Below are 21,601 nucleotides of genomic sequence, written 5' to 3'. Positions count from 1 at the left end.
GAGCCTCATGGGCGGGGCCGGCGAGGAGAAGGTGGACGGGGCCGCGGCCGTCGCCGCGCTCACACGGCTGCGTCCCCGGCTGGCCGCCGCACGGCTGGGCCTCGGTCTCGCCCACGTCGACGAGCCGCGGCTCGGCCCGGCCGGCCCGGCGGAGGCGTCCGCGGCGGCGACCATGACGCCGGGTCGCCGCCGGGAGTTCCTGGCCGGACGCGAGGCCGCCCGCAGGGCCCTGCGCGCGGTGGGCACGGCCTGCGGTGAGATCCCCCGCGAGGGCCGCCTGCCGGTGTTCGCGCCCGGGCGGGCGGCGTCGATCTCCCACAGCGCCGGGATCGCCGCCGCCGTGGCCCCTGCCCCGGGCGCGGACCTCCCGGTCGGGTGTGATCTGGAGCTGCGGCCACTGCCGTGCACCGCGGCACGGCTGGTGCTGGACCCGGACGAGGAGCCGCTGCTCGGCACCGCCTCGGGAACCCGGGGCCGGCCCCGGTCGCTGACGGATCTGTTCTCCGCCAAGGAAGCCGCGTGGAAGGCCCTGTGCCTCGCGCTGGGTGAGAGCGTGACCCCGTCGATGGGGACGCTGAGGGATCTGCGGATCGAGGCGTGCGGCGACGCGCTGCGGGTCGCTCCGCGCGCGAGTGCGTCGTACGCGGTACGGGTGCGGGTCCTGCCCGTCGGCGCGGGCGTGTTCAGTTACGCGCTGGGCTGGGCCGACGCCGAGGGAAGAGCGACGGCGCTGCCCACGGCGAGGCGGTCGTAGGGGGCGCCGGTGCCGGGGCCGCCCGCGCCGAGGAGGCCGCCGACCATGGCGACGCCGGTGTCGTTCAGGGCGCCGTCGTGGACGGCGTAGACGTGGCGGGGCGCGACCTCGCGCACGTAGTCGATCAGCCGGCCCGTGGTGGACCAGGGGCCGTGCACCGGCAGCAGCAGGGTGTCCACGCGGGTGTCCGGGACGGTCAGGGCGTCGCCGGGGTGGAAGACGCTGCCGTCGACGAGGAAGCCGACGTTGCCCACGCGCGGGATGTCGGGGTGGATGGTCTCGTGCCAGGTGCCGTGGACCTCGACGGCGAAGCCGGCGGCCTCGAACGCCTCGCCGTGGCCGACGGTCGTCACCCGGTGTCCCAGGCCCTCCAGCCGGCCGGCCACGGAGGCGTTGGTCCAGATCCGCAGGGCGGGGTTCGCCTCGGCGGCCCGGCGCAGGTTCTCCTCGGAGAAGTGGTCGAAGTGCTCGTGGGTGACCAGTACGGCCTCCGCCCGGTCGAGCACCCGCGGGTCGGTCAGACCGCCCGGGTCGACGACCAGGCGCCGGTCGTCCTCCTCCAGGCCGACGCAGGCATGTCCGTACTTGATGAGCCGCATCGCGGGCCCTCCAAACTATGCAGGTAGGTTGTACAACTTAACTGTACAGTATGGGTTCAGGAGGTCGTTAGGATGAGCGTCATGGACGACACCCTCGCCGAAGACCTGCGGCGCGCCGTCGGGGAACTGGTGCGCGCCGCGCGGACCGCCGACACCATGCCCGCAGGGGAGGCGGCCGTCCTCGGGTACCTCGACCGTGGCGGCCCGTACACCACCGCCGACCTCGCCCACCTGCGCGGCGTGACACACCAGTCCGCCGCCAAGACCGTCAAGGACCTGCTGGGCGCCGGGCTGGTGCGCGCCGAACCGCACCCCTCCGACGGCCGCAAACTGCTGCTTCACATCACCGACCGCGGGCGCGCCCGTCTCAGCGACGAGCGGGCCCGGCGCGCCGACTGGCTCGACGCGGCCATCGAGGACACGCTCAGCGCGCGGGAGCAGGAACATCTGCGCGCGTGTGTCCCCCTGATCGCCCGGCTCGCCGGCCGCCTGAACGACCGCTGAGCCCAGGACGATCGGAAAGCCCTCCGCCCGGGCGTCGCCGCCCCGACGGAGGGCCGTTGCCGCTCAGGATTCGGGGCGCGCGTTGACCAGGGCCGCCATGTTGCCCGCCGGGTGGCGGTTGTCGTGGATGAGCTGGTGGGCCAGGCCGATCTCGTCGAAGGCGAAGGTCCGTGACAGACACGGGTCGATGACACCCTGCGCGATCAGCCGGGTCACCTCGCGCGCCTCGCGGGCGCCGGCCACGTGCGAGCCCTGCAGCCGCTTCTGCCGCATCCACAGGAAGCGCAGGTCCACGTCGCCGTTGTAGCCCGTGGTGCCGCCGCACAGGACGACCATGCCGCCGTTGTCGCACAGGTACATCGACGTGGGCACGGTGTCGGCGCCGGAATGCTCCAGCACGATGCGTGGGCTGCGCCGCTCACCGAGCACCTCCCAGAACCGCCGGCCGAAGGCGCGGGCGCCGCTCAGCCAACGGGTCATGGCCGCCTCGTCGGAGGTGTCCGGCAGCCGCCCCCAGTGGTCGAACTCGCGCCGGTCGATGAAGCCCTCGGCGCCGAGCTTGAGGCAGAACTCGCCGCGCTCCTGGCTGGAGACCACCGCCACGGGGATCCCCCCGACGTGCCGCACGAGCTGGATGGCGATGCAGCCGAGGCCACCCGCGCCGCCCCAGATCAGCACCGGGTCGCCCGGGCGCACGGTGTGCGGCTGCCAGCCGAACAGCTGGCGGTAGGCGGTGGCGGCGGTCGCCATGTAGCAGGCGGCCTCCGCCCAGGACAGCCGGGCCGGCTTGGGGTGGCACATGTAGTCGTCGACGACCGCGAACTGGGCGAAGGAGCCGTAGTTCTCCTCGTAACCCCACACACGCTGGGTGGAGGAGAAGGCCGGTTCGGCGCCGAGGCGCACGTCCTCGGCCGACTCGTCCCAGCGGTTGGCCAGGACCACGACCTCGTCGCCGAGTGCGACGCCGCGTACGCCCTCGCCGACGGCCCACACGATCCCGGACAGATCCGAGCCGCCGATGTGGAAGTCCTCGGTGGCGCCCGCCTTCTGCCGGGCGGTGATCACATCGAGCGGCTCGCCCAGAGCCGCCCAGACGTTGTTGTAGTTGATGCCGGCCGCCATCACCTTCACCGCGACCTGCCCGCGGCCCACGGGCGGAACGTCCACCACCTCGGTGCGGAAGGCGTCGACGGGCTGCCCGTAGCGCTCGCGGCGGATGAGCGAGGCGTACATCCGGCGGGGGACGGTGCCGATCTCGGGCGCGTCGCCGAGCTCGTAGAGGTCCGGGGTCGCGGTCACGCGCGATCTCCTCAAGGGTCGGGGCTTACTCGTTTGGACGGTGGCCTTACGGAGCGGGAGTGCACGGCCGAGGTTCAGCCGCTCAGGGCGCGCAGCGCCTTGGCGACCGTCTCACCAATGCGGGCGATCGGTTCGGGCTCGGTCATCTCGTAGTGGCCGCAGGGCACTTGGTGGTCGTGGAGCGTGCCGTCGACGTACGGGCGCCAGGCGTCCGCCTTGCCCGGTTGGACGGCCAGGTCGACCGCGAAGTCGGTGACCGATTCCTCGGCGGCGCTGAAGAACAGCACGTCCCCGCGGAAGCGGCCCGGCCTGAACTGCGGGGCGATGCGCAGGTTGTTGCGCATGACCGCGGCGATCGCGGCGGCCTGCGCCCGGGTGATCGGCGCACTCTGCGCCTCGGCCTCGATACGGTCCAGGACCCGCTCCACGTCCGCCGCCCCGGCCCCCGGCGCCCCCGGCAGGCCGGCCACCCGGGACAGCAGGGCCGCGACCTGGCGTTCGGCCGTCTCGGGGTCGTAGGCGGTGCCGTGCGGCTGGGGTGCGTCGAGCATGGCCAGCAGATCCACCCGCTCTCCGGCCTCCTGCAGCGCGCAGGCCATGGCGTGGGCCACGAAACCGCCGTAGGACCAGCCCAGCAGCCGGTAGGGGCCGTGCGGCTGCACCCGGCACACGAGATCCAGGTAGGCCGTGACCATCGCGGCGGCGTCCGGCGCGGGCGGCCGGGTGCCGTCCAGGCCCAGTGCCTGGACGCCGTACACGGGCTGGTCGCCGCCGAGGTGGGGGAGCAGCCCGGTGTAGCGCCAGGACACACCCGCCCCGGGGTGCAGGCAGAACAGCGGGACGGCGGTGCCCTCCGCGCGCAGGGGCAGCAGGGGGCCCAGCGCGGTGGCGGGAGCTGTGCCGGGCGGGGTGTCCGCCGGTTCCTCTGCGAGCAGTCCGGCGACGGTGGGCGCGGCCAGCAATTTCGCGGCGGGCACGTCGAGGACGCCCGTCTGGCGCAGCCGGCCGGCCAGGAGCACGGCGCGCATGGAGTCGCCGCCCAGGTCGAAGAAGTTGTCGTGCACACCGATGCCCGCGATGCCGAGGGTCTCCTCCCACAGCCGGGCGACCGCCTGCTCGCGGTCGGTGCGCGGCGGCACGTGCCGCGTCGTCAGCCGAGGGCGTGGGGAGAGCGCGTCGCCGGCCGGCGCGCTGTCCTCGGACACGGTGGCGTCCGTACGGGCACCGGGCGCGTCGATCCAGTGCCGGTGGCGTTCGAAGGCGTACGGCGGCAGCGGCACCCGTCCGGCGGTGTCCGGCGCCGGGGGCAGGGCAGCGTCGACGCCGGCGCTCCACAGCCGGCCCAGGGCCTCGGCGAGCACGAAGCCGTCGGCCGCCTCGGCCTTGGCGTGCCGCATGGTGGTCACCGTCACCGGCGCCCGGTCGGCGAGCCGGTTGCCTGCCAGCTTGGTCAGGGTGTCCCCGGGGCCGATCTCCACCAGCACCGGGTGCTGGCGCTCCCACAGGGCGGCGATGCCGTCGGCGAACCGCACGGTGTGCCGGGTGTGGTCCAGCCAGTGCTGCACGGAGGTGGCCTGGGAGTCGGTGACCCAGTCGCCGGTGACGTTGGTGACGTAGGGGATGCGCGGCGGGCGCAGGGTGACCCGGCGCAGGTGGTCTTCGAAGGCGGGCAGAACCGGGTCCAGGACGTGGGAGTGGGCGGCGACGGGGATGCGCAGCCGGCGGAACGGGATGTCCCGGCGGGTGAGTTCGGCCTCGAAGCGGGCGACGGCGTTCACGTGCCCGGCGACGGTGCACGCGGTGGGGCCGTTGACGGCCGTGAGGGACAACTGCTCGTCGAGCAGCGGCAGGACGTCCTCCACCGCGGCGGCGACGCCGGTGGTGGCGCCGCCCGCCGAGCTGATCAGCCGGATGCGCTCGGTGACCAGAGGCAGCATCTCCTCCAGGTCGATCACCCCGGCCAGACAGGCCGCCGTGTACTCGCCGAGCGAGTGCCCGATGAGGGCGTCCGGGCGTACGCCCGCCTCCATCAGCGTGCGGGCGAGTGCGTACTCGGTCACCACCAGGCCGAGGAAGGCGTCCGTGTCGTCCCCCGGGCGGCGCTCGACGAGCGTTCTGCGCAGGTCGCCGCCGAGGACGGGCCGCAGGACGCGCGCGCACTCGTCGGCCGTGTCGCGGTACACGGTGTTCTCGCGGTACAGCTCCGCCCCCATGCCCGGGTACTGGGTGCCTCCGCCCGGCAGCAGGAAGGCCACGCGGGGTCGGTCGTCGCCGGCGGGCGGGGTCAGCGGCGCGGAGGCGCGGAGGGCGTCGACGGCCTCCTCGCGGGAGGAGGCGGTGACGGTCAGGCGGTGGCGCAGGGCGGGCCGTTCGGTGCGCAGGCTGTGCGCGATGTCGTCCAGGCGCAGGTCGGGACGGCGTTCGAGGTGCCGAGCGAGGGCGTCGGCCTGGCCGCGCAGGGCGCCGGGGGTGCGGGCGGACAGGGGCAGGACCAGGCGGCGGCCGTCCTCGGGCGGGCGCGGCGCGGCCGGAGGGGTGGGCGGGGGTTCCTCCAGGATGACGTGGGCGTTGGTGCCGCCGATGCCGAACGCCGAGACGGCGGCCCGGCGCGGGTGCGCGCGCTCCGGCCAGTCCTCCAGGGCGGTCGGCACCCGGAAGGGGCCCGAGTCGAAGTCGATGAGCGGGTTGGGCCGGTCGAAGTGCAGGCTCGGCGGGATCTGACGGTGCTCCAGGGCGAGCACGGCCTTGATGAGACCGGCGATGCCGGCGGCCGTCCCCAGGTGGCCGATGTTCGTCTTCACCGACCCCAGGGCGCAGAAGCCGCGCGCGTCGGTGCTGTGCCGGAACGCCTCGGCAAGGGCCGCCACCTCGATGGGATCGCCGAGCTTGGTGGCGGTGCCGTGCGCCTCGATGAGGCCGATGCTGCCCGCGTCGACCATGGCCTGGGCCTGCGCGGCGAGGATGACCTCGGTCTGTCCGGCCGTGCTGGGCGCGCTGAAGCCGACCTTGCGGCGCCCGTCGTTGTTCACGGCGCTGCCGCGGATGACGGCGCGGATGCGGTCGCCGTCGGCGAGGGCGTCCTCCAGGCGCTTGAGGACGACGGCTCCCACGCCGTCGCCGGAGGAGGTGCCGGCGGCGTCGGCGGCGAAGGCGCGGCAGTGGCCGTCGGGGGAGAACGGCCCGTCGGGTACGTGGCGGTAGCCGAGCGCCGCCGACGGGTTGAGGGATACCGCGGCCGCCAGCGCGGTGTCGCACCGGTAGTCGAGCAGGTCCTGGCAGGCGGTGTGCACGGCGACGAGCGCGGTGGAGCAGGCCGTCTGCAGCGACAGGCTCGGGCCGGTCAGACCCAGTTCGTAGGAGACGCGAGTGGCGAGTGTGCCCAGGGAGTTGGCGGTGGCCGCGTGCACCAGGGCGACCGAGCCGGGCTGTCCGGCGAAGCGCGGGTGGACATGGGCGGGGTAGTAGCGGCTGTCGCCGCTGCCCGCGTAGACGCCGAACGCCCCGGTGTCACGGTCCTCGACCAGGCATCCGGCGTCCTCCAGGGCGTGGTAGGCGGTCTCCAGCAGCAGCCGCTGCTGCGGGTCGACGACGGCGGCCTCGGCCGGGCTGTAGCCGAAGAAGCCGGAGTCGAAGCGGTCGATGCCCTCGACCACGGAGGCCATGCGCACGAGGGAGGGGTCGTCGAGGTCGCTCGGGTCGCCGCCCGCGGCGAGGAACTCCTCGTCGCTGACGGGGCGTATCGACTCCCGGCCGGCCGCCAGGTTGTCCCAGAAGGCGTCCAGGTCGTCGGCGCCGGGGAAGCGGCCCGCCATGCCGATGACGGCGACGGCGGGGGCGTCCTCCTCGGCGTGTGCTGCGGGGTTGTCATGCATGGCCGCGGTCCTTTCCGTGGCGTGCGGTGCGGCGGGCACGGGCCGCTCGCTGCCGTTGTGCTTGTTCCTTGGCGCGGTCCAGCTCGCTGGGCGCGGGTTCGGCGAACGGGTGCCCGGCCGGGCCGTCCGTCCGGGCGCCGGCGGTGTCCTGCCCCGATGACGGCTTCGCGGCGGCGGGACCGGTGGTGGCCGCCAGGTGGCGCGCCAGATCGCGGACGGTGGGGTGGGCGAACAGGTCGACCACCGACACGTCGGCGTCGAAGGCGCTGTTGACCGCGTGCTGGGCGGTGACCAGCAGCAGCGAGTTGCCGCCCAGGTCGAAGAAGTTCTCGTCCGGGCCCACCCGTTCGCGGCCCAGCACGGCGCACCACACCTCGGCGAGCCGGCTCTCCAGCCGCCGGGCGTCCCCTTGCCCGTCGGCTCGTTCCGGCTGGGAGGTGGTGCCGGCGGAGCGCAGCACCCAGCCGTCGGCCAGGCGCGCCGCACGGGCGGCGTCGCCCGCCGCGCGGTACAGAGCGCCCAGGTCGGTGCCGTCCGCCAGGCCGACGCGCGCGGCCGGGCGCCGCACCGGCCGTACCGGTGCCGCCACATGGCTGCGCACCCAGGGGGCGGTGCGGTCGGCACCGATCAGCAGGTGGGGGGCGTCGAGCGTGCGGGCCAGGTCGAAGGAGCGCAGTGCGGCCTGTGCGTCCAGCAGCCGGTAACCGCGGGCCTCGGTCAGCGCGGTGAGCCGGTAGCCGCGGCTGATGCCCCGCTCGCGCCACATGCTCCAGCCCAGGGACTGCGCGGGCAGCCCGAGGCTTCGGCGATGGACGGCGAGGGCGTCGAGCGCGGCGTTGGCCGCTGCGTAGGCGGCGTTCATGGCCCCGCCGAAGAAGCCGTTGACGGAGGAGAAGGTGACGAAGGACGTGACCGGACGGTCGGCGGTGAGCCGGTGCAGCGTCCACGCGCCGCCCGCCTTCGCGGCCACCGCCTGCCGCCAGGTGTCCTCGTCCAGCTCACCCACCGGGCATTCGAGGAGCGTCCCGGCCAGGTGCAGCACGCTCGTCAGGGGCACACCCCACGCTTGGGCGGCCGCGTCCACCGCGGCACGGACCTGGGACTCGTCGGTGACGTCGGCGCACGCGTAGCGGACCTCACCCTGCTCGCGCAGCCGCCGCAGCGCCTCCCCGCGCCGCGGCCCTTCGGCCGGGGCGTCCAGGGCGTCCTCGGGTGTGCGGCCCAGGATCAGCAGCCGGGTGCCCGGGGTGCGCAGCAGATGCGCCGCGACCTCGCCGCCGACGCCGCCCAGGCCGCCGGTGACCAGGGTGAACCCGTCGGTGGCGGCCGACCGGGGACGCGGGGGCGCCTCCGGCAGCGGGGCCAGGCGGCGCACGTGGCGGTGGCCGTCGCGGTACGCCACCTCGGCGGCGTCGGCGGGGACGTGTGCCTCCGCCAGCAGCAGCGCGGGAGCGTCCTCGTCGGCGTCCGACGGCAGGTCGACGTGCGTGCCCCGCAGCCGGCCCAGCTCCTCCGCCAGTGACTTGAGCAGGGCGCCCGCCATGGCGTGCCCCGGGTGGGGCCGGTCCTCCGCCCGCACTCCCTGGGCGCCCGCGGTGGCGTACACAAGGTCGACGGGGCGCTGCCGCGCGGTCCGGGAGGCGAGCGCCCGGGCGAGAGCGAGCAGCGACAGCGTGCCGCTCTCCTCGTGCGGTGCCGTCAGCGCGGTGGTCCAGGAGGCATCGCTGTCGTGCAGCCCGCCGAGGTGGACCACGGCGTCGACCGGCCGTTGGTCGCGTTCCAGCTGATCCAGCAGCATGGCGAGGTCGTCGTGCTCGCCGGGGCGGATCCGGTAACGGGCGGCGTCGAGGCGGGCGTAGGACGTGCCGTCGGAGGCGATGGTGCAGCGTTCGCCCGTGGCGCGCAGGGTGTCGGCGATCCGCTCCGCGATCCGCACGGAGCGCGGGTCGTCGCCCGCGAGGACCAGGGTGTGCCGGCCGGGCACGGCCTGCCGCGGGGCGTGGTGCTCCGCTCGCTGCCAGATGGGCCGCAGGAACCAGTCGGGCACGGTCGCGGCGGTGCCCAGCAGCAGTTGGGTGGCACGCACCTGCTCGTCGAACGCGCCGGCCTCGAAGCTCTTGCGCAGTTTGGTGCGCTGGATCTTGCCGATCTCCGTCTTGGGCACGGCGTCCTGGGCGACCGGGACGAGGAAGGCCGGGCTGACGCCGATCTCCCGGGTCACCTTGCCGGCGATCTCCCGCAGGGCCGCGGCGGTGTCCCCGTCGGCGGCCTCGGGGGACAGGCGGAAGAACAGGGCGAGTTCGTCGGTGGACGCCGCGGGGTCGGAGCGCACCGCGACGGCTGCGGTGAAGCTGCGCACCACGTGCGGCAGTTCCTCCACGCACGCCTCGATCTCGTGGCTGTAGTGGTTGACGCCGTTGACGATGATGACGTCCTTGGCGCGCCCGGTGATGTAGAGCTCCCCGGCGCGCAGGAACGCCAGGTCGCCGGTGTCGAACCAGCCGTCCTCGGTGAACGCCTCCGCGTTCGCGCCCGGGTTGTCGTGGTAGCCGCCGGTCACGGAGGTGCCGCGGACCTGGAGACGGCCGGCGTCGCCCTCGGCGAGGACGGTGCCGCAGTCGTCGACGACGCGCATGGCGAAGCCCGGGTAGGGCAGGCCGCAGCTGACGAACGTGCCCTCGCCGGGCCTGGGCCGGGCAGCCAGGACGGCGTCGGTGACCACCGAGCAGGTCTCGGACATTCCCCAGCCGGGGTGCATCACGTCCTGCGGCAGGCCGAACGGCTCGAGTGCGTGCAGGAAGCGGCGGGCCGCGGCGGCCACGACGACCTCGCCGGCGTTCATCACCAGCCGCATCGGCGACAGATCCCAGGTGCGGTCGGCGAAGCGGTCGGCCTGTTCGGCGAGGAGACCGAACGCGAAGTTGGGTGCCCAGGTGACGGTGACGCGGTGCCGGTCGGCCAGGTCCATCCAACGCGGCGGGTCCTGCAGGATCCAGGACGTGGGCGCGTGGATCTGGCGGCAGCCCAGGTACACGTCCCGCAGGTGGAACATCACCACCCCGGTGACGTGGTCGAGGGGGATCCAGTTCAGGGAGACGTCGGAGGCGTCGAGCGCGTTCATCTGCTCGGTGGCGGCCGAGCGGGTGAGCACGTTGCGGTGGGTGAGCCGCACCGCCTTGGGCAGGCCGGTGCTGCCGGACGTCATCAGCATGAGGATGAGGTCGTCGGGCCGGGCGGGGTGCCAGTCGTGGTCCTCCGGCGCCTCGCGCAGCTCGTCGGCGGTGGTCAGGCGCAGGCCGGGCCAGTTCTGGCGGGCTGCCAGGCCGCGCAGGCCGCTCTCGCGGTCGGCGGAGCACACGATCCAGGGCCGGCCGAGCATCCGCCAGATGCCCTCCAGCTTGGTCAGCGCCGCCGAGGGCGTGTCGTAGGAGGCGGGGACGGTCAGCGGGACGGCGACGAAACCGCCCAGGACGCAGCCCCACAGCACGGCCAGGAAGTCCTCGGTGGCGTCGCACTGGAGGATCACCTGGTCTCCGGGGCGCAGTCCGGCCCGGCGCAGGCCCGCCAGGACCCGGGAGGCCTCGGGGATGAGGGAGGCGTAGCTGCGCCGGTGCTCGCTGCCGTCGGTGTGGACGTGGACGATGTCGCCCTGCGCCCGCTCGGCGGCACGGCGCAGTGCCTGCGCCCAGCTGGAGACGGACGGTTCGACGAGCGCCGGGCCCTCGCTGAGCGCCGGTACGGCGGACGCCGGGGCGTTGCCGACGCCGGACTCGGCGCCGGCGGTGTCCGGGGCGCGGTCGGTGAGTCCGGCGTGGCGGCGGCCCAGTTCCTCGGGGATGTCCTCCACGGTCACCTCGGCGTGGGTCGCCCCCGGCAGACGGGTCAGGCGCTCGCGCCAGGCGTCGGCGGCGGTGCGGTCGACGGCGGGCAGGGCGGTGAGGGCGTCGGTGTCGAGCCGGCCGTCCTCGTCGTGGGGCAGGGCGTTGACCGCGGTGATCCGGACGGCGGTGTGGCCCGCGCGGTCAAGGACCTCCTCGACGCGTTCCGCCGCGTCGGCGCGCCCCGGCACCACGTACAGGTGCGGCGTCCGGCCGTCGGGGGCGATCAGGGCGCGGACGGCGCGGATGCCGGGCACCGACAGCGCAGCCGCCTCCAGTTCCCCGACAGCGGGCCCGGCCGGGACCGGCGTGCGCTCGGGGACCGCGGGCAACTGCCCGACGCGGACGGTGGGATCGGCGCTGACCGTGCGCAGGACGTCGTGCAGGGCGCGGCCGAAGGCCTCGGCGGTGGAGGCGTCGTAGAGGTCGGTGGCGTACTCGATGTGGAGGGTGAGGCCGTCGGGGGTGCCCTCGGGGGTGTGCCGCTCCAGGACGTCGACGAAGAGGTCGAACTTGGCGGTGCCGGTGGCGGTCGGCCGCAACCGGACGCGGTGGCCGTCGAGTTCGAGGACGGCCGGGTCGTTGTTCTGCAGGGCCAGCATCACCTGGAACAGGGGGTGCCGGCCGGGGTGGCGAGGCGGGTTGAGCTCGTCGACGAGCCGGTCGAAGGGCAGGTCCTGGTGGTCCAGGGCGGCCAGGTCGGCGGTGCGCAGCCGGGCGAGCAGGTCGCGGAAGGCGGGGTCGCCGGAGGTGTCGGCGCGCAGCACCAGCGTGTTGGTGATCAGGCCGATCAGCTGGTCCAGGGCGGGTTCGGTGCGGCCCGCGACGGGGGTGCCCAGGACGATGTCCTCGCCTGCGCCGCTGCGGGTGAGCAGGGCACTGAGGGCGGCGTGCAGCACCATGAACAGGCTGGCGCCCTCGCGGTCGGCCAAGGCGAGCAGGTCGCGGTGCAGGGCGGCGTCCACGACCGTCTCGAGGTGGGCGCCGGTGCCGCGCGGCGTCTGGGGCCGGGGCCGGTCGGCGGGCAGGGCGCACTCCTCGGACAGGTCCGCCAGCGCCGTGCGCCAGTGCGCGGTAAGCCGCTCCAAGCGGCCCGTGCCGTCGGGTGCGGGGGCCAGCAGGGCGCGCTGCCACAGGGCGTAGTCGGCGTACTGCACCGGCAGCGGCGTCCACTCGGGGGCGTGTCCGGCGCGGCGGGCCGCGTAGGCGGTGCCCAGGTCCTCGGCGAAGGGGCGCAGCGACCAGCCGTCGGCGGCGCTGTGGTGCAGCAGGAGCAGCAGCGTGCGGTCCTCGGCCGGACCCAGCAGCCAGGCGGCCAGGGGGCTTTGCGCGGTGAGGTCGAAGCGGTGGCGCAGGGCGGCGTCGACGTGGGCGGCGCTCTCAGCGGCGGGGCAGTCGACGCGGTGCAGACGCGGGTGCAGCGCACCGGGCGGCAGGACGCGCTGGTGGGGTGTGCCGTCGTGCTCGGCGACCACCGTGCGCAGGCTCTCGTGGCGGTCGGCCAGGTCGCCGAGGGCCGCTTCCAGCGCGTCGGCGTCGAGGTCGGCTGGCGCGCTCACCACGAGCGGGATGTTGTAGGTGGCGGCCCGGTCGCCGAGCCGGTGCAGGAACCACATGCGCTCCTGCGCGAACGACAGTGGCACCCGCTCGGGACGTACGGCGGTCCCCAGGACGGGCCGGGGCGGGGTGCCTGCGGGGTCGGCCGTGTCGGCGGCGAGCCGTGCCGCGAGCGCGGCCGGAGTCGGGGTCTCGAAGAGGGTGGTGATGGGGATCTCCGCGCCGGTGTCGTGCCGCAGCCGGGCCAGCAGACGGGTGGCGAGCAGCGAGTCGCCGCCCAGGTCGAAGAAGTTGACGTCGGTGCCCACGCTGTCGCGGGGCAGCTTCAGCACGTCCTCGAACAGGGCGCACACCAGGGCCTGTTGCGGGGTCCGGGGGCGGGTGCCGGAGGCGGCGGCGGTGAAGTCCGGTGCGGGCAGGGCCTGTACGTCGAGTTTGCCGTTGGCGGTCAGCGGCAGGGCGTCGACGGTGACGCAGGCGGCCGGGACCATGTGCTCGGGCAGACGGGCGGCGGCGTGGGCGCGCAACTCGGCCGGTTCGGGGGGCGTGTCGCCGGCGGTGAGGACGTAGGCGACGAGGTGCTGGGCGCCGTTGTCGGCGCGGCGGGCGACGACGGCGGCCCGGGCCACCCGGGGGTGGGCGGCCAGGACGGCCTCGATCTCGCCCGGCTCGACGCGGAAGCCGCGGATCTGCACCTGGGCGTCGGCCCGGCCGAGGTAGTCGAGAGTGCCGTCCGGGCGGCGCCGCGCGAGGTCCCCGGAGCGGTACATCCGGGTGCCGGGAGGGCCGAAGGGGTCGTCGAGGAAGCGCTCGGCGGTCAGCTCGGGCCGGTGCAGGTAGCCGGCGGCCACCCCGGCGCCGGAGACGTACATCTCGCCGCTCGCACCCGGCGGGACCGGTCGTTTCTCGCCGTCCAGGAGGTGGACGCGCAGGTCGGACAGGGGCCGGCCGATGACGCTGCCGCGCCGCGGGTCGTCGAGGTCGGCGCGGGTCAGGCGGTGGTGGGTGACGTGCACGGTGGTCTCGGTGATGCCGTACATGTTCACCAGCTGGGGCCGGTCCAGGCCGTGCCGGTCGGCCCAGGGGCGCAGCCGCGCCGGGCGCAGGGCCTCGCCGCCGAAGACGACGTAGCGCAACGCCCCGCTGTCCCCGGCGCGTTCGAGGTCGGCGTCGATCAGCTGCTCGAAGGCGGACGGCGTCTGGTTGAGGACGGTGACGTGCTCGTCGTGCAGCAGCTCGAGGAAGTCCCTGGGGGAGCGGCTGACGGCGTAGGGGACGACGACGAGGCGTCCGCCGTGCAGCAGCGCGCCCCACATCTCCCACACGGAGAAGTCGAAGGCGTAGGAGTGGAACAGCGTCCACACGTCGTCCGGGCCGAACGCGAAGTGCTCCGCTGCGGTGGAGAACAGCCGCACCACGTTGGCGTGCGGTACGGGGACGCCCTTGGGGCGGCCGGTGGAGCCGGAGGTGTGGATGATGTACGCGATGTCGGCGGGGCTCGTCTGCCCGTGCCGGTCGGCGTCGGTCAGGTCCTCGGTGGGGCGGGCGGCGAGGTCCGCCATGACCGGCGGGTCGTCCAGGAGGACGGTGGGCACCGAGGCTCCGCCGAGGTGGGCGTGGGCGCGTTCGGTGACCAGGGCGACGGGGGCGGCGTCCTCGACGACCAGCCGCAGCCGCTCGGCCGGGTGGGACGGGTCCAGAGGGAGGTAGGCGGCACCGGTCTTGAGGACGGCCAGCAGGGCGGGCAACAGTCGCACCCCGCGCTCCAGCGCCAGCGCCACCACCCGGCCGGGGCCCGCGCCGCGCTCGGTCAGCAGCCGGGCCAGGCGGTTGGCCTCGGCGTTGAGCCCGGCGTAGCTCAGTCGGACCTCGCCGCAGGTGACGGCGGTCCGTTCGGGGACGGCGGCCGCCTGTTCCTCGAAGAGCTGCGTGAGGGTGCGTTCGACCGGATATGTGCGGGCGGGCGTGTCGCGCGGGTGCTCGCCCGGCAGGAGGATGTCCAGTTCGACCAGCGCGGTCGTCGGCGCGGCCTCGGCCAGCCGGTGCAGCACGGTGAGGAATCGCTCGCGGTGCAGGGCGAGTTCGTCCTCCTCGTACAGGGCGGGGTTGGCGTCGAAGGCCAGCCACAGGCCGCCGGCCTCGGTGCCGGGCCGTACCGAGATCTGCAGGTCCTCCACGGCGCCGCCGGACAGGTGGTGCCAGGTGGTGGGGTGGCCGTCGAACACGGGCGACTCGTCGAAGGGGACGATGTTCAGCACCGGTCCGTACAGCCTCCGGCCGGTGCCCAGCAGTCCCAGGTCGCGGCGCAGGTACTCGCCGCGGTAGGCCTGGTGGCGGCGCAGAGCGCGCAGTTCTTCGGCGACGCACCGGGCCGCCTCGGTGAGCGGCGTCCTCGGGGTGGCGCGCACCCGCAGGGGCAGGACGTCGGAGGCGGTGCCCGGTGTGCGCAGCGCGGCGCTGCCGAGGCGGCTCATCGTGGCCAGGCCGAGCACCAGGTCCTCGGCCCCGGTCATGCGGTGCAGGTAGACGGCGGTGGCCGTGGCCAGCAGGTCGGCGCGGGCGACCCCGAGGCGGGAGGCCGCCGCGTCCAGGGCGGCCACTTCGGACGGCGTCAACTCGGCCGTGCGGCGCAGGAAAGGTGCGGTCGCGGCGGCCGTACGGGAGGTGAGGCGCGCCGGTTCGGGCAGCCCGGCCAGGCGCTCGGCCCAGTGGGCGCGGTCCCGGCTGTGGCGGTCGCCGGCGCGGTAGGCGGCCTCCTCCTCCTGGAGTCGGCCCACCGGGGCGAAGCCGGAGGCGTCCGGTTCGCGTCCGGCGGCGAGCGCGTTGTACACCTCGGCGAGACGTCGGCCCAGGAGCTTGTAGCTGTAGCCGTCCAGCAGGATGTGATGGGCCCGCAGCAGCCAGATGTACCGGTCTGTGGCCAGCGTCAGCAGCGCGTGCGAGAACAGCGGGCCCTTCTCCAGGTCCACCGGGGTCGCCAGGTCCGCGTGGATCCATTCCCAGGCGGCCGCCCCGGGGTCGTCGGCGTCCCGGACGTCGACGTGGTGCAGGGGCCAGTCGTCCGGGTCGGCGGCCCGGTGGCAGCGGGGGCCGTCCTCGGTGTCGACGAACCGCAGGGCGAAGGTGCCCGCCTCGGCGACCGTTCGGCGCAACGCGACCTCGAACAGGCCCGTGTCGAGCGGCCCGTGGATCTCCACCGCCTCGCCGGTGTTGTACGCGGCGCTGTCCGACGCGAGCCGACCGGCGTACCAGAGACCCTCCTGGGCCCCGGACAGCGGACTCCGCTCGTCCTGCTGGAGTGACATAGCACAACCCTCACGTGGCAAGCCGAAGTGTCCCGGCCGGCGACGGCACGACCGGATCGAAGCAGTGCGGCCGCCGCCTCGTGCCGCCCTCGCGTCTGAGTGCGCGCAGGGGGCCGACCAAGCGGGAAAGGCAGGTCGCACAGAGGGGACCGGGTGAACGCGTCACCCTGGCTCCGGTTCTACGGGACATCACGGTGCGCCACCGAGATCGGCCCGGTCAAGGCGGCACCGACCCACGAGCGGTAATTCAGGGAATTCCCCAAAGAACGCCGGGCCGGGGAGTGTGCATGCGGCACGAACTTTTAGGGAAATCACGAGACTTCGCTTTTCGACGCCTGCCCGGGTGGATTCGGCGACGGCGCGCGGTGCACTCTCGAATGCGACTCCCCACACCCGCGGCCGCATTCGGGCGACAGACCGACCGTGCCGCAGGGCCACCCGTTGGACGATCGAAAGAGGGCTTTGGTCATGCACCGTCCGCTGTGTCCGGTCGAGACGCTCTATGTGGGCCAGCGCAGCAGGGCGGTGCTGTCCTGCGCGCTGCGCGGACGCGTCGACGCCGAGGCGCTGGCCGCCGCGTTCGACGCTGTGACGCAGGCGCACCCGACCCTGCGTTCGCGGATCGTCGCGGACGGCGGCGGCCATGCGCTGAACCTGCTCGACGAGACCGAGCGGCCCCGCCTGGAGACACGCACCGCAGACCTGGAGGAGGCCTACGCGACGGAGCTGAACAGACCCCTCACGGTGGGCGGCCCGTTGTCACGCGCGGCCCTGGTCAGCGCGCCGGGTGGCACGGAGCACCTGTTCGTCCTGGTCGTCGACCACACCGTGACCGACGGGCACAGCAGCATCACACTCCACAACACGGTGTGGGACCACTACCGCGCGCTCGTTTCCGACGAACGGCCACAGCCCGGACCTGCCGACGCCGGCATGGCGGACGCCCCGCAGTGGCCCGAGCCCGTCAGCGCCCTGCTGCCGCCCGCCGACGAGGCCGACACCGCCGCGTACCTCGACGCCCGCATCGCGCAGGCCAAGAAGAGTCCGGTCGAACTCGTCCGCTACAACCCTGCACGCACCGGCGGGGGAGCGGGCGACGAGGGGCACATCGAGGTCTGCCGGCTCACCCTGGACACCGATCGCACCGCACGCCTGCGCGGGCGGGCGCGGGAGGCGGGTGTCTCCGTGCACGCGCTCATCGCCGCCGCCCTGCTGAGAACCGCCCGACGACGACTGGAGGGCGACGGTCCGCGCACCCTGGGTTGTCTGTCTCCCGTCGACCTGCGCTCCCGGCTGACTCCGCCGCTGCCGGCGTCCGTCGTGGTGCCCGCGGTCACCACGCATCTGCAGACCCTGGAGGTGTCCGAGACCTCCGACCCGCTGGATCTGGCGCGCACCGTCCACGCCCGGGTGAACGACTTCATCGCAAGGGGCGACCACTTCCACGAGATGCGCATCACCCCGGAGATCCCCCGCAACCCCGCCCTCCAAATGGCCACGGTCATCGCCACCAACATGGGCGTCGTCCCCGGGCCACGGCTGCCCGACGGCCTGCGCGCCGTCGACGTCCGCCTGGTGCCGGGGCGCGAGAACTACTTCCCGCAGGCCGGGCGCAGTCCCGTCATGGCATGCGTGGTCTCCTTCGAAGGACGTCTGTCCATCGAGTTCCCGCACTGCACCGCCTGCTTCAGCCCCACCTTCATGCGGGCCTTCCGCGACGAGGTGCTCGACGACCTTCTCGCCTTCGCGTCCGAGCCCCGCCGCGAGCCCGCCACCACGGACGTGGGCTGAACACCCTCTTCCCGCACACGGGGTGGACACCGCCACGCCCTCGACGGGGACGGTCGCCCCCTCCCCGCATACGCCCGGTCGCTCATAAGGAGCCGTCCTCCGACATGCCCACCGTCAGCGAACTCCCCTCCCCTCTGACCCTGTTGCCGCGCGCCCAGGCGGGCGACGAACACGCCATGAACCACCTGCTGAACCACATCACGCCTTACGTGGCCCGCATCTGCCGGTCCATCACCCGGGCCGACGCGGCCGACGCCACCCAGGAGGCCCTGCTCGCCATCTACCGCGGTCTGGGCTCGCTGCGCGAACCGGTGGCCTTCTACGGGTGGGTGCGCGCCGTGACGGTCCGCGAGGCCGTGCGCACCGCCAAGCGCTTCGGCGAGGAACAGACCTGCTCGCAGGTCGAGTCACAGCATCCGGCCAACCCGCTGGACGCCGTGCACATCTCCGACGTACTGGACCGCCTGTCCCGGGCGCACCGGCAGGTTCTGACGCTGCGGGCCTACGGCCTCAACGAGGAGGAGATGGCGGAAGTGCTGGAGCTGCCCCTCGGTACCGTGCGCTCCCGGCTCTTCCGGGCTCGCCGCCGCTTCCAGGAGGCGTGGCAGCCCTCGGCAGCCTGAACCGCGTCCGTCGCGACAGCCCGGCGCGACGAGGGGCCGTGGCACCATCGGTGATGGTCACGGCCCTCGTCGAGGGGACTCCGCCCTATGGCTTGATGCGTGTGGGCAGCACGCGCGGTGGCCACTGTCCGGAGGCGAAGACTCCTAACGCATGGGCGCGGGAGACCAGCGCGGGGCGGTTCGGGGCGTCGAACCTGCGCAGCATCTGACCGATGCGGTACTCGATGCCCTGTCGGCTCAGGTACAGGCGCGAGGCAAGTTGGACGGTCGACTCGCCTCGGGCCACACCCTCCAGTACCTGCGCGTCGAGCGCGTTGAGCACCGGTTCGTCATCGGCCGGGCTCGGCTCGGAGTCCGGTAATGGTGCGGGCGCGGCGGAGGTGGAGTGGTGCAGGAGGACGACGACGCCGGAGGTCTCACCCCTCCGCCCTCGCACGGAGATCGCTGTGATGTCCGCGTGGAAGAGTCCGCCGGCCCCGTCCTTTCCCGTGACCTTTTCGGTGAATCGGGGGCGACGGCCCGAGGAGAGAGCGATGAATTGTTCCTGCAGACGACTGGGCGCGGGCGAGTACAGGAGGTCGAGAAGGCGGCGCCCGCATATCTCCCGTGTGCTGAGGCCGAATTGGCCGGCGAATTCCGGCTCCGCGGCCGTGATGACGAGGTTTCCGGGAAAGGCACGGGCCGTGCAGACGGCTCTGGAAGCGGGAGGCGAGGAGTCGGCGACGGAGGTGCGGTGCGCGGGGGGAGCCGGTTCGGCGGCTCGGTGGTGCTTGCGGGGCGAGGCGTCGGGGAAACTCGTGGTTGCCACGGACGTACCGTCCTTCTGCTGCGCAATGGATGCGGAGGGGGGTGGGCGCGGAACGAACCGGCGCGTCGGTGCCGGGTGTCGGCGGGGTCCGGCGCGCAGGATGCGTGCCACCTTGTCGGCGGCCGCGGTGTGACGTTCCGTCGGAATGGGGACGGGGGGCGCGAAAGCCCGGACGGCCGGTCAGGGCGAGCGAATGCTCCCGGTGGAGATCGGCCGATGGCCGGATAACGTTGTCACGACCATCAGAGGTCGCCGCTCGGTCCGAAGACCAGGCTCGGCCGTACAGCGAATGCAGCGCCGTTCGGCGTTCGATCCGGTCGACCATGGTGTGGCACGAGAACCTCCACGAGACGAACGAGGGCGTCACATCAAGTCGGCGCCTTTGAGGCTAAGCTGCGGCAACCCCCCTGGCAAGGGTTTGCCAAGTGACATGGGCAACGTGTCAACTCCCCTTCAGCGAAGAGAGTTTGGGAACCATGCTGACGTGTCGAGGTCGGGTCGTCACACCGCGACACGCGGTCTCGACCGGGCAGGTGCTGGGCTGATTTTGCCTTGCAAGCCCTTTCGCGGGCTTCGTAGAGTGCTGACAACTTCAGGTCTCCGATCGAACAGGCCGAGGGCGGAGGCCTGGCGCGTCAAGGGAGCAGAGGTGGGAGATGCTCGAGCAGCCGCACTTCGGCCGTCGACTCAAGAGGCTCCGGCTGGAGCGGGGACTGAGTCAGGCAGGACTGGTCGGTGACGGCATGTCGACCGGGTACCTGTCACGCTTGGAGTCGGGAGAACGGCCGCCCACCCAGCGTGCGACGGCGTATCTCGCCGAGCGGTTGGGTGTCGAGGTCTCCGAGTTGACGGCGCCGCCGCCCCCGCAGTCCCTGACCCGCGAACTGGCGGTCGCGCTGTCGGCGCCGTCCGGCACGAGCGACGTCGCCGCCCTCTCCCGGGCGGTCGACGAGGACCCGGGCGACGATCCCGCCGCGCGCTGGCAGGCGTTGTGGCTGCTGAGCCGCACCGCCGGCCGCCTCGGTGACTACGTGCAGCAGCAGGCTCGTCTGTCGCAGCTCCTGGAGCTGAGCGAGCTGTTGGACGTTCCCGAACTGCTGGTTCGGTCCCAAGTGGCGTACGCCGAGTGCGCCCGCTCCATGGGTGACATGCGCACGGCAGAAACGGGGGCTGGTCAGGCATGGTCCCTCGCCCGCTCGCAGGACCTGTCGGTGTCCGACACCGCGGCGGCCTTGACCCTGCTCGCCGGCATCGAGGCGGAGCTGGGCAGACTGGACGCGGCCGCACAGCACATCGACGAACTCGAACGGGACCTGCTTCCCGCGGCCACGCCGACGCAGGCGGCCGAGGGATGGTGGACCGCCGCCACCGTCAGCAACCGCCACGGCGACCACGCCGCCGCCCGGACCAAGCTGCACAAGGCCCTCCACCTCCTGAAGAGCACGGACGACCTGCCCCTGTGGACCCGCCTGCGGCTCGCCGCGACCGCAGCGGCGCTCGAAATGACACCACCCCAACTGAAGTCTGCGGAGCGCTGGTTGGCCGAGGTCGCCTTCGCCGTGGACCCGAGCGGCACCCCCGTACAGGCCCAGGAACTGCGTGCACTGCGGGCCCACCTCGCCTTCCACCGCGGCCGGTTGGACGAGGCCCGCGCGATCAGCGGCCAACTCCTGGCCGAGGGAGAGAATTCGCTGTTGCCCTACCGCGACCGCGTACGGCTGTCGGTCCTCGACGGCCGACTGATGATCCTCTCCGGACGGGCCGAGGAAGGCATCGCCGTCCTGCAGCGGCTGGGCCGTCAGGCGACGGAGTCCCACAACCTGGACCTGGCCGCGCACGTCTGGCAGGCCTTGGCCCAGACGCTGGCGGACCTGCGCCTCGCGTCCCCTGCGAACGCCGCCCACGGCGCACCGCGTCCGTCGGGGTGAGCCGTAGAGGTGTCGCGGGCGCCCCTTTGCCGTGGACGGTCAGCGCGGCCGATGTCCCGTTCCTGCCCGACCGGCCATGGATCAGCGTTGGCCCTCGGACCTGCCGGGAGGTTCGGTGCCCTTGCCCCACGCCCTCGAAGGAGAGCCCTTTTGGCAGAACCACGGGCACCCCTGCGCTTGGAGGAGACTGCGTGACTCGAACTCCGGGGAGGCGCGTTGAAGATCGAAGAGCGGGACTCGGCCCACCGCTACGCAGCAGGCAAGGGCTGGAGGCTGGAGTCCGCGGAGATGACGTGGCAGGGCATCACCACGTACATCGACCGATGGACCAAAGCGGGCACGGACATGACGGTGACCGTGGTGTGGGTGCACTCTCCCGATGTGTATCCCCACCCGTACTGGGCCAAGGGGCATTGGGAGGCCGGCGGGAAGAAGGGGCGTATCGAGTCGATGATGTCCGGGTCCCACGTGCCGAACGTGAGCCTGCAACGGGCCCTGGACGGTCTGGCGTTGACTCCGAACACGACCTCGTGATCCCTGCCGGCCCGCAGGGGACCGGACGGAGGCCCCTGTGGGTGACGGCCCCACTCTGGAGGTGTACGGTCCGGCGGTGGCCGGCTCACGAGAGACGGTCACGTTGCTGACCGCCCACACCGACGCGCACGTGCGCGTACGGCCCGCCG

At 73.6% G+C, this 21,601-nt stretch carries 11 protein-coding genes; 6 read left to right on the top strand and 5 right to left on the bottom strand.

Features of this window, described 5'->3' with window-relative positions:
• Window positions 1-7: 7 nt before the first annotated feature.
• Window positions 8-754 carry a 4'-phosphopantetheinyl transferase superfamily protein gene (locus LN251_RS28995; protein WP_458247139.1) on the top strand — a complete coding sequence of 249 codons (747 nt, stop codon included), beginning with the start codon at window positions 8-10 and terminating at the stop codon, window positions 752-754.
• Here the strand turns inward: LN251_RS28995 and LN251_RS28990 are convergent.
• Entirely contained in the window at window positions 688-1,353 is a 666-nt protein-coding gene (locus LN251_RS28990) for an MBL fold metallo-hydrolase (RefSeq protein ID WP_458247138.1), read from the bottom strand. The two genes, LN251_RS28995 and LN251_RS28990, sit on opposite strands and share 67 nt — an antisense overlap.
• Before the next feature lie 81 nt (window positions 1,354-1,434).
• Between LN251_RS28990 and LN251_RS28985 the strand changes: the two genes are divergently transcribed.
• The gene (locus LN251_RS28985) at window positions 1,435-1,857 is read left to right on the top strand and encodes a MarR family winged helix-turn-helix transcriptional regulator (RefSeq protein ID WP_458247137.1); all 423 of its coding nucleotides are present in this window, start codon (window positions 1,435-1,437) and stop codon (window positions 1,855-1,857) included.
• Between the two features lie 63 nt (window positions 1,858-1,920).
• On the opposite strand, the gene ccrA is transcribed toward LN251_RS28985, so the two are convergent.
• The 3 genes from ccrA to LN251_RS28970 form a co-directional block, all read right to left on the bottom strand.
• Window positions 1,921-3,156, bottom strand: coding sequence for a crotonyl-CoA carboxylase/reductase (gene ccrA, locus LN251_RS28980; RefSeq protein ID WP_458247136.1), 1,236 nt, complete (start codon window positions 3,154-3,156; stop codon window positions 1,921-1,923).
• 74 nt (window positions 3,157-3,230) lie between these two features.
• Entirely contained in the window at window positions 3,231-7,028 is a 3,798-nt protein-coding gene (locus tag LN251_RS28975) for a type I polyketide synthase (RefSeq protein WP_458247135.1), read from the bottom strand.
• Complete coding sequence (locus LN251_RS28970; RefSeq protein ID WP_458247134.1) at window positions 7,021-15,768, bottom strand: amino acid adenylation domain-containing protein; 8,748 nt, start codon at window positions 15,766-15,768, stop codon at window positions 7,021-7,023. Before LN251_RS28970 ends, LN251_RS28975 begins: the two co-directional genes overlap by 8 nt.
• 468 nt (window positions 15,769-16,236) lie before the next feature.
• Between LN251_RS28970 and LN251_RS28965 the strand changes: the two genes are divergently transcribed.
• Window positions 16,237-17,559, top strand: a complete 1,323-nt coding sequence (locus LN251_RS28965) for a phthiocerol/phthiodiolone dimycocerosyl transferase family protein (protein ID WP_458247133.1) — start codon at window positions 16,237-16,239, stop codon at window positions 17,557-17,559.
• Window positions 17,560-17,663: 104 nt separating this feature from the next.
• Window positions 17,664-18,182 (top strand): RNA polymerase sigma factor, encoded by a 519-nt coding sequence (locus LN251_RS28960; RefSeq protein ID WP_458247132.1) that lies wholly within the window; start codon window positions 17,664-17,666, stop codon window positions 18,180-18,182.
• Between the two features lie 85 nt (window positions 18,183-18,267).
• Here the strand turns inward: LN251_RS28960 and LN251_RS28955 are convergent, their stop codons facing one another.
• On the bottom strand, window positions 18,268-18,990 hold the full coding sequence (locus LN251_RS28955) for a helix-turn-helix transcriptional regulator (RefSeq protein WP_458247131.1): 723 nt from the start codon (window positions 18,988-18,990) through the stop codon (window positions 18,268-18,270).
• Window positions 18,991-19,646: 656 nt separating this feature from the next.
• Between LN251_RS28955 and LN251_RS28950 the strand changes: the two genes are divergently transcribed.
• Entirely contained in the window at window positions 19,647-20,918 is a 1,272-nt protein-coding gene (locus LN251_RS28950; protein WP_458247130.1) for a helix-turn-helix domain-containing protein, read from the top strand.
• 216 nt (window positions 20,919-21,134) lie between these two features.
• Window positions 21,135-21,452 (top strand): hypothetical protein, encoded by a 318-nt coding sequence (locus LN251_RS28945; protein WP_458247129.1) that lies wholly within the window; start codon window positions 21,135-21,137, stop codon window positions 21,450-21,452.
• Window positions 21,453-21,601 lie beyond the last annotated feature (149 nt).

It is taken from the genome of Streptomyces sp. MAI_2237 (assembly GCF_054189285.1).
Note: the sequence above shows the minus strand (reverse complement) of the source record. Positions and strands in the feature narration are given on the sequence as shown.

What these genes read in the sequence shown, in the direction of transcription:
- LN251_RS28975 (WP_458247135.1), bottom strand. Translation starts at nt 7,028, where the DNA reads ATGCATGACAACCCCGCAGCACACGCCGAGGAGGACGCCCCCGCCGTC.
- LN251_RS28985 (WP_458247137.1), top strand. Translation starts at nt 1,435, where the DNA reads ATGGACGACACCCTCGCCGAAGACCTGCGGCGCGCCGTCGGGGAACTG.
- LN251_RS28990 (WP_458247138.1), bottom strand. Translation starts at nt 1,353, where the DNA reads ATGCGGCTCATCAAGTACGGACATGCCTGCGTCGGCCTGGAGGAGGAC.
- LN251_RS28960 (WP_458247132.1), top strand. Translation starts at nt 17,664, where the DNA reads ATGCCCACCGTCAGCGAACTCCCCTCCCCTCTGACCCTGTTGCCGCGC.
- LN251_RS28995 (WP_458247139.1), top strand. Translation starts at nt 8, where the DNA reads ATGGGCGGGGCCGGCGAGGAGAAGGTGGACGGGGCCGCGGCCGTCGCC.
- LN251_RS28970 (WP_458247134.1), bottom strand. Translation starts at nt 15,768, where the DNA reads ATGTCACTCCAGCAGGACGAGCGGAGTCCGCTGTCCGGGGCCCAGGAG.
- LN251_RS28950 (WP_458247130.1), top strand. Translation starts at nt 19,647, where the DNA reads ATGCTCGAGCAGCCGCACTTCGGCCGTCGACTCAAGAGGCTCCGGCTG.
- LN251_RS28965 (WP_458247133.1), top strand. Translation starts at nt 16,237, where the DNA reads ATGCACCGTCCGCTGTGTCCGGTCGAGACGCTCTATGTGGGCCAGCGC.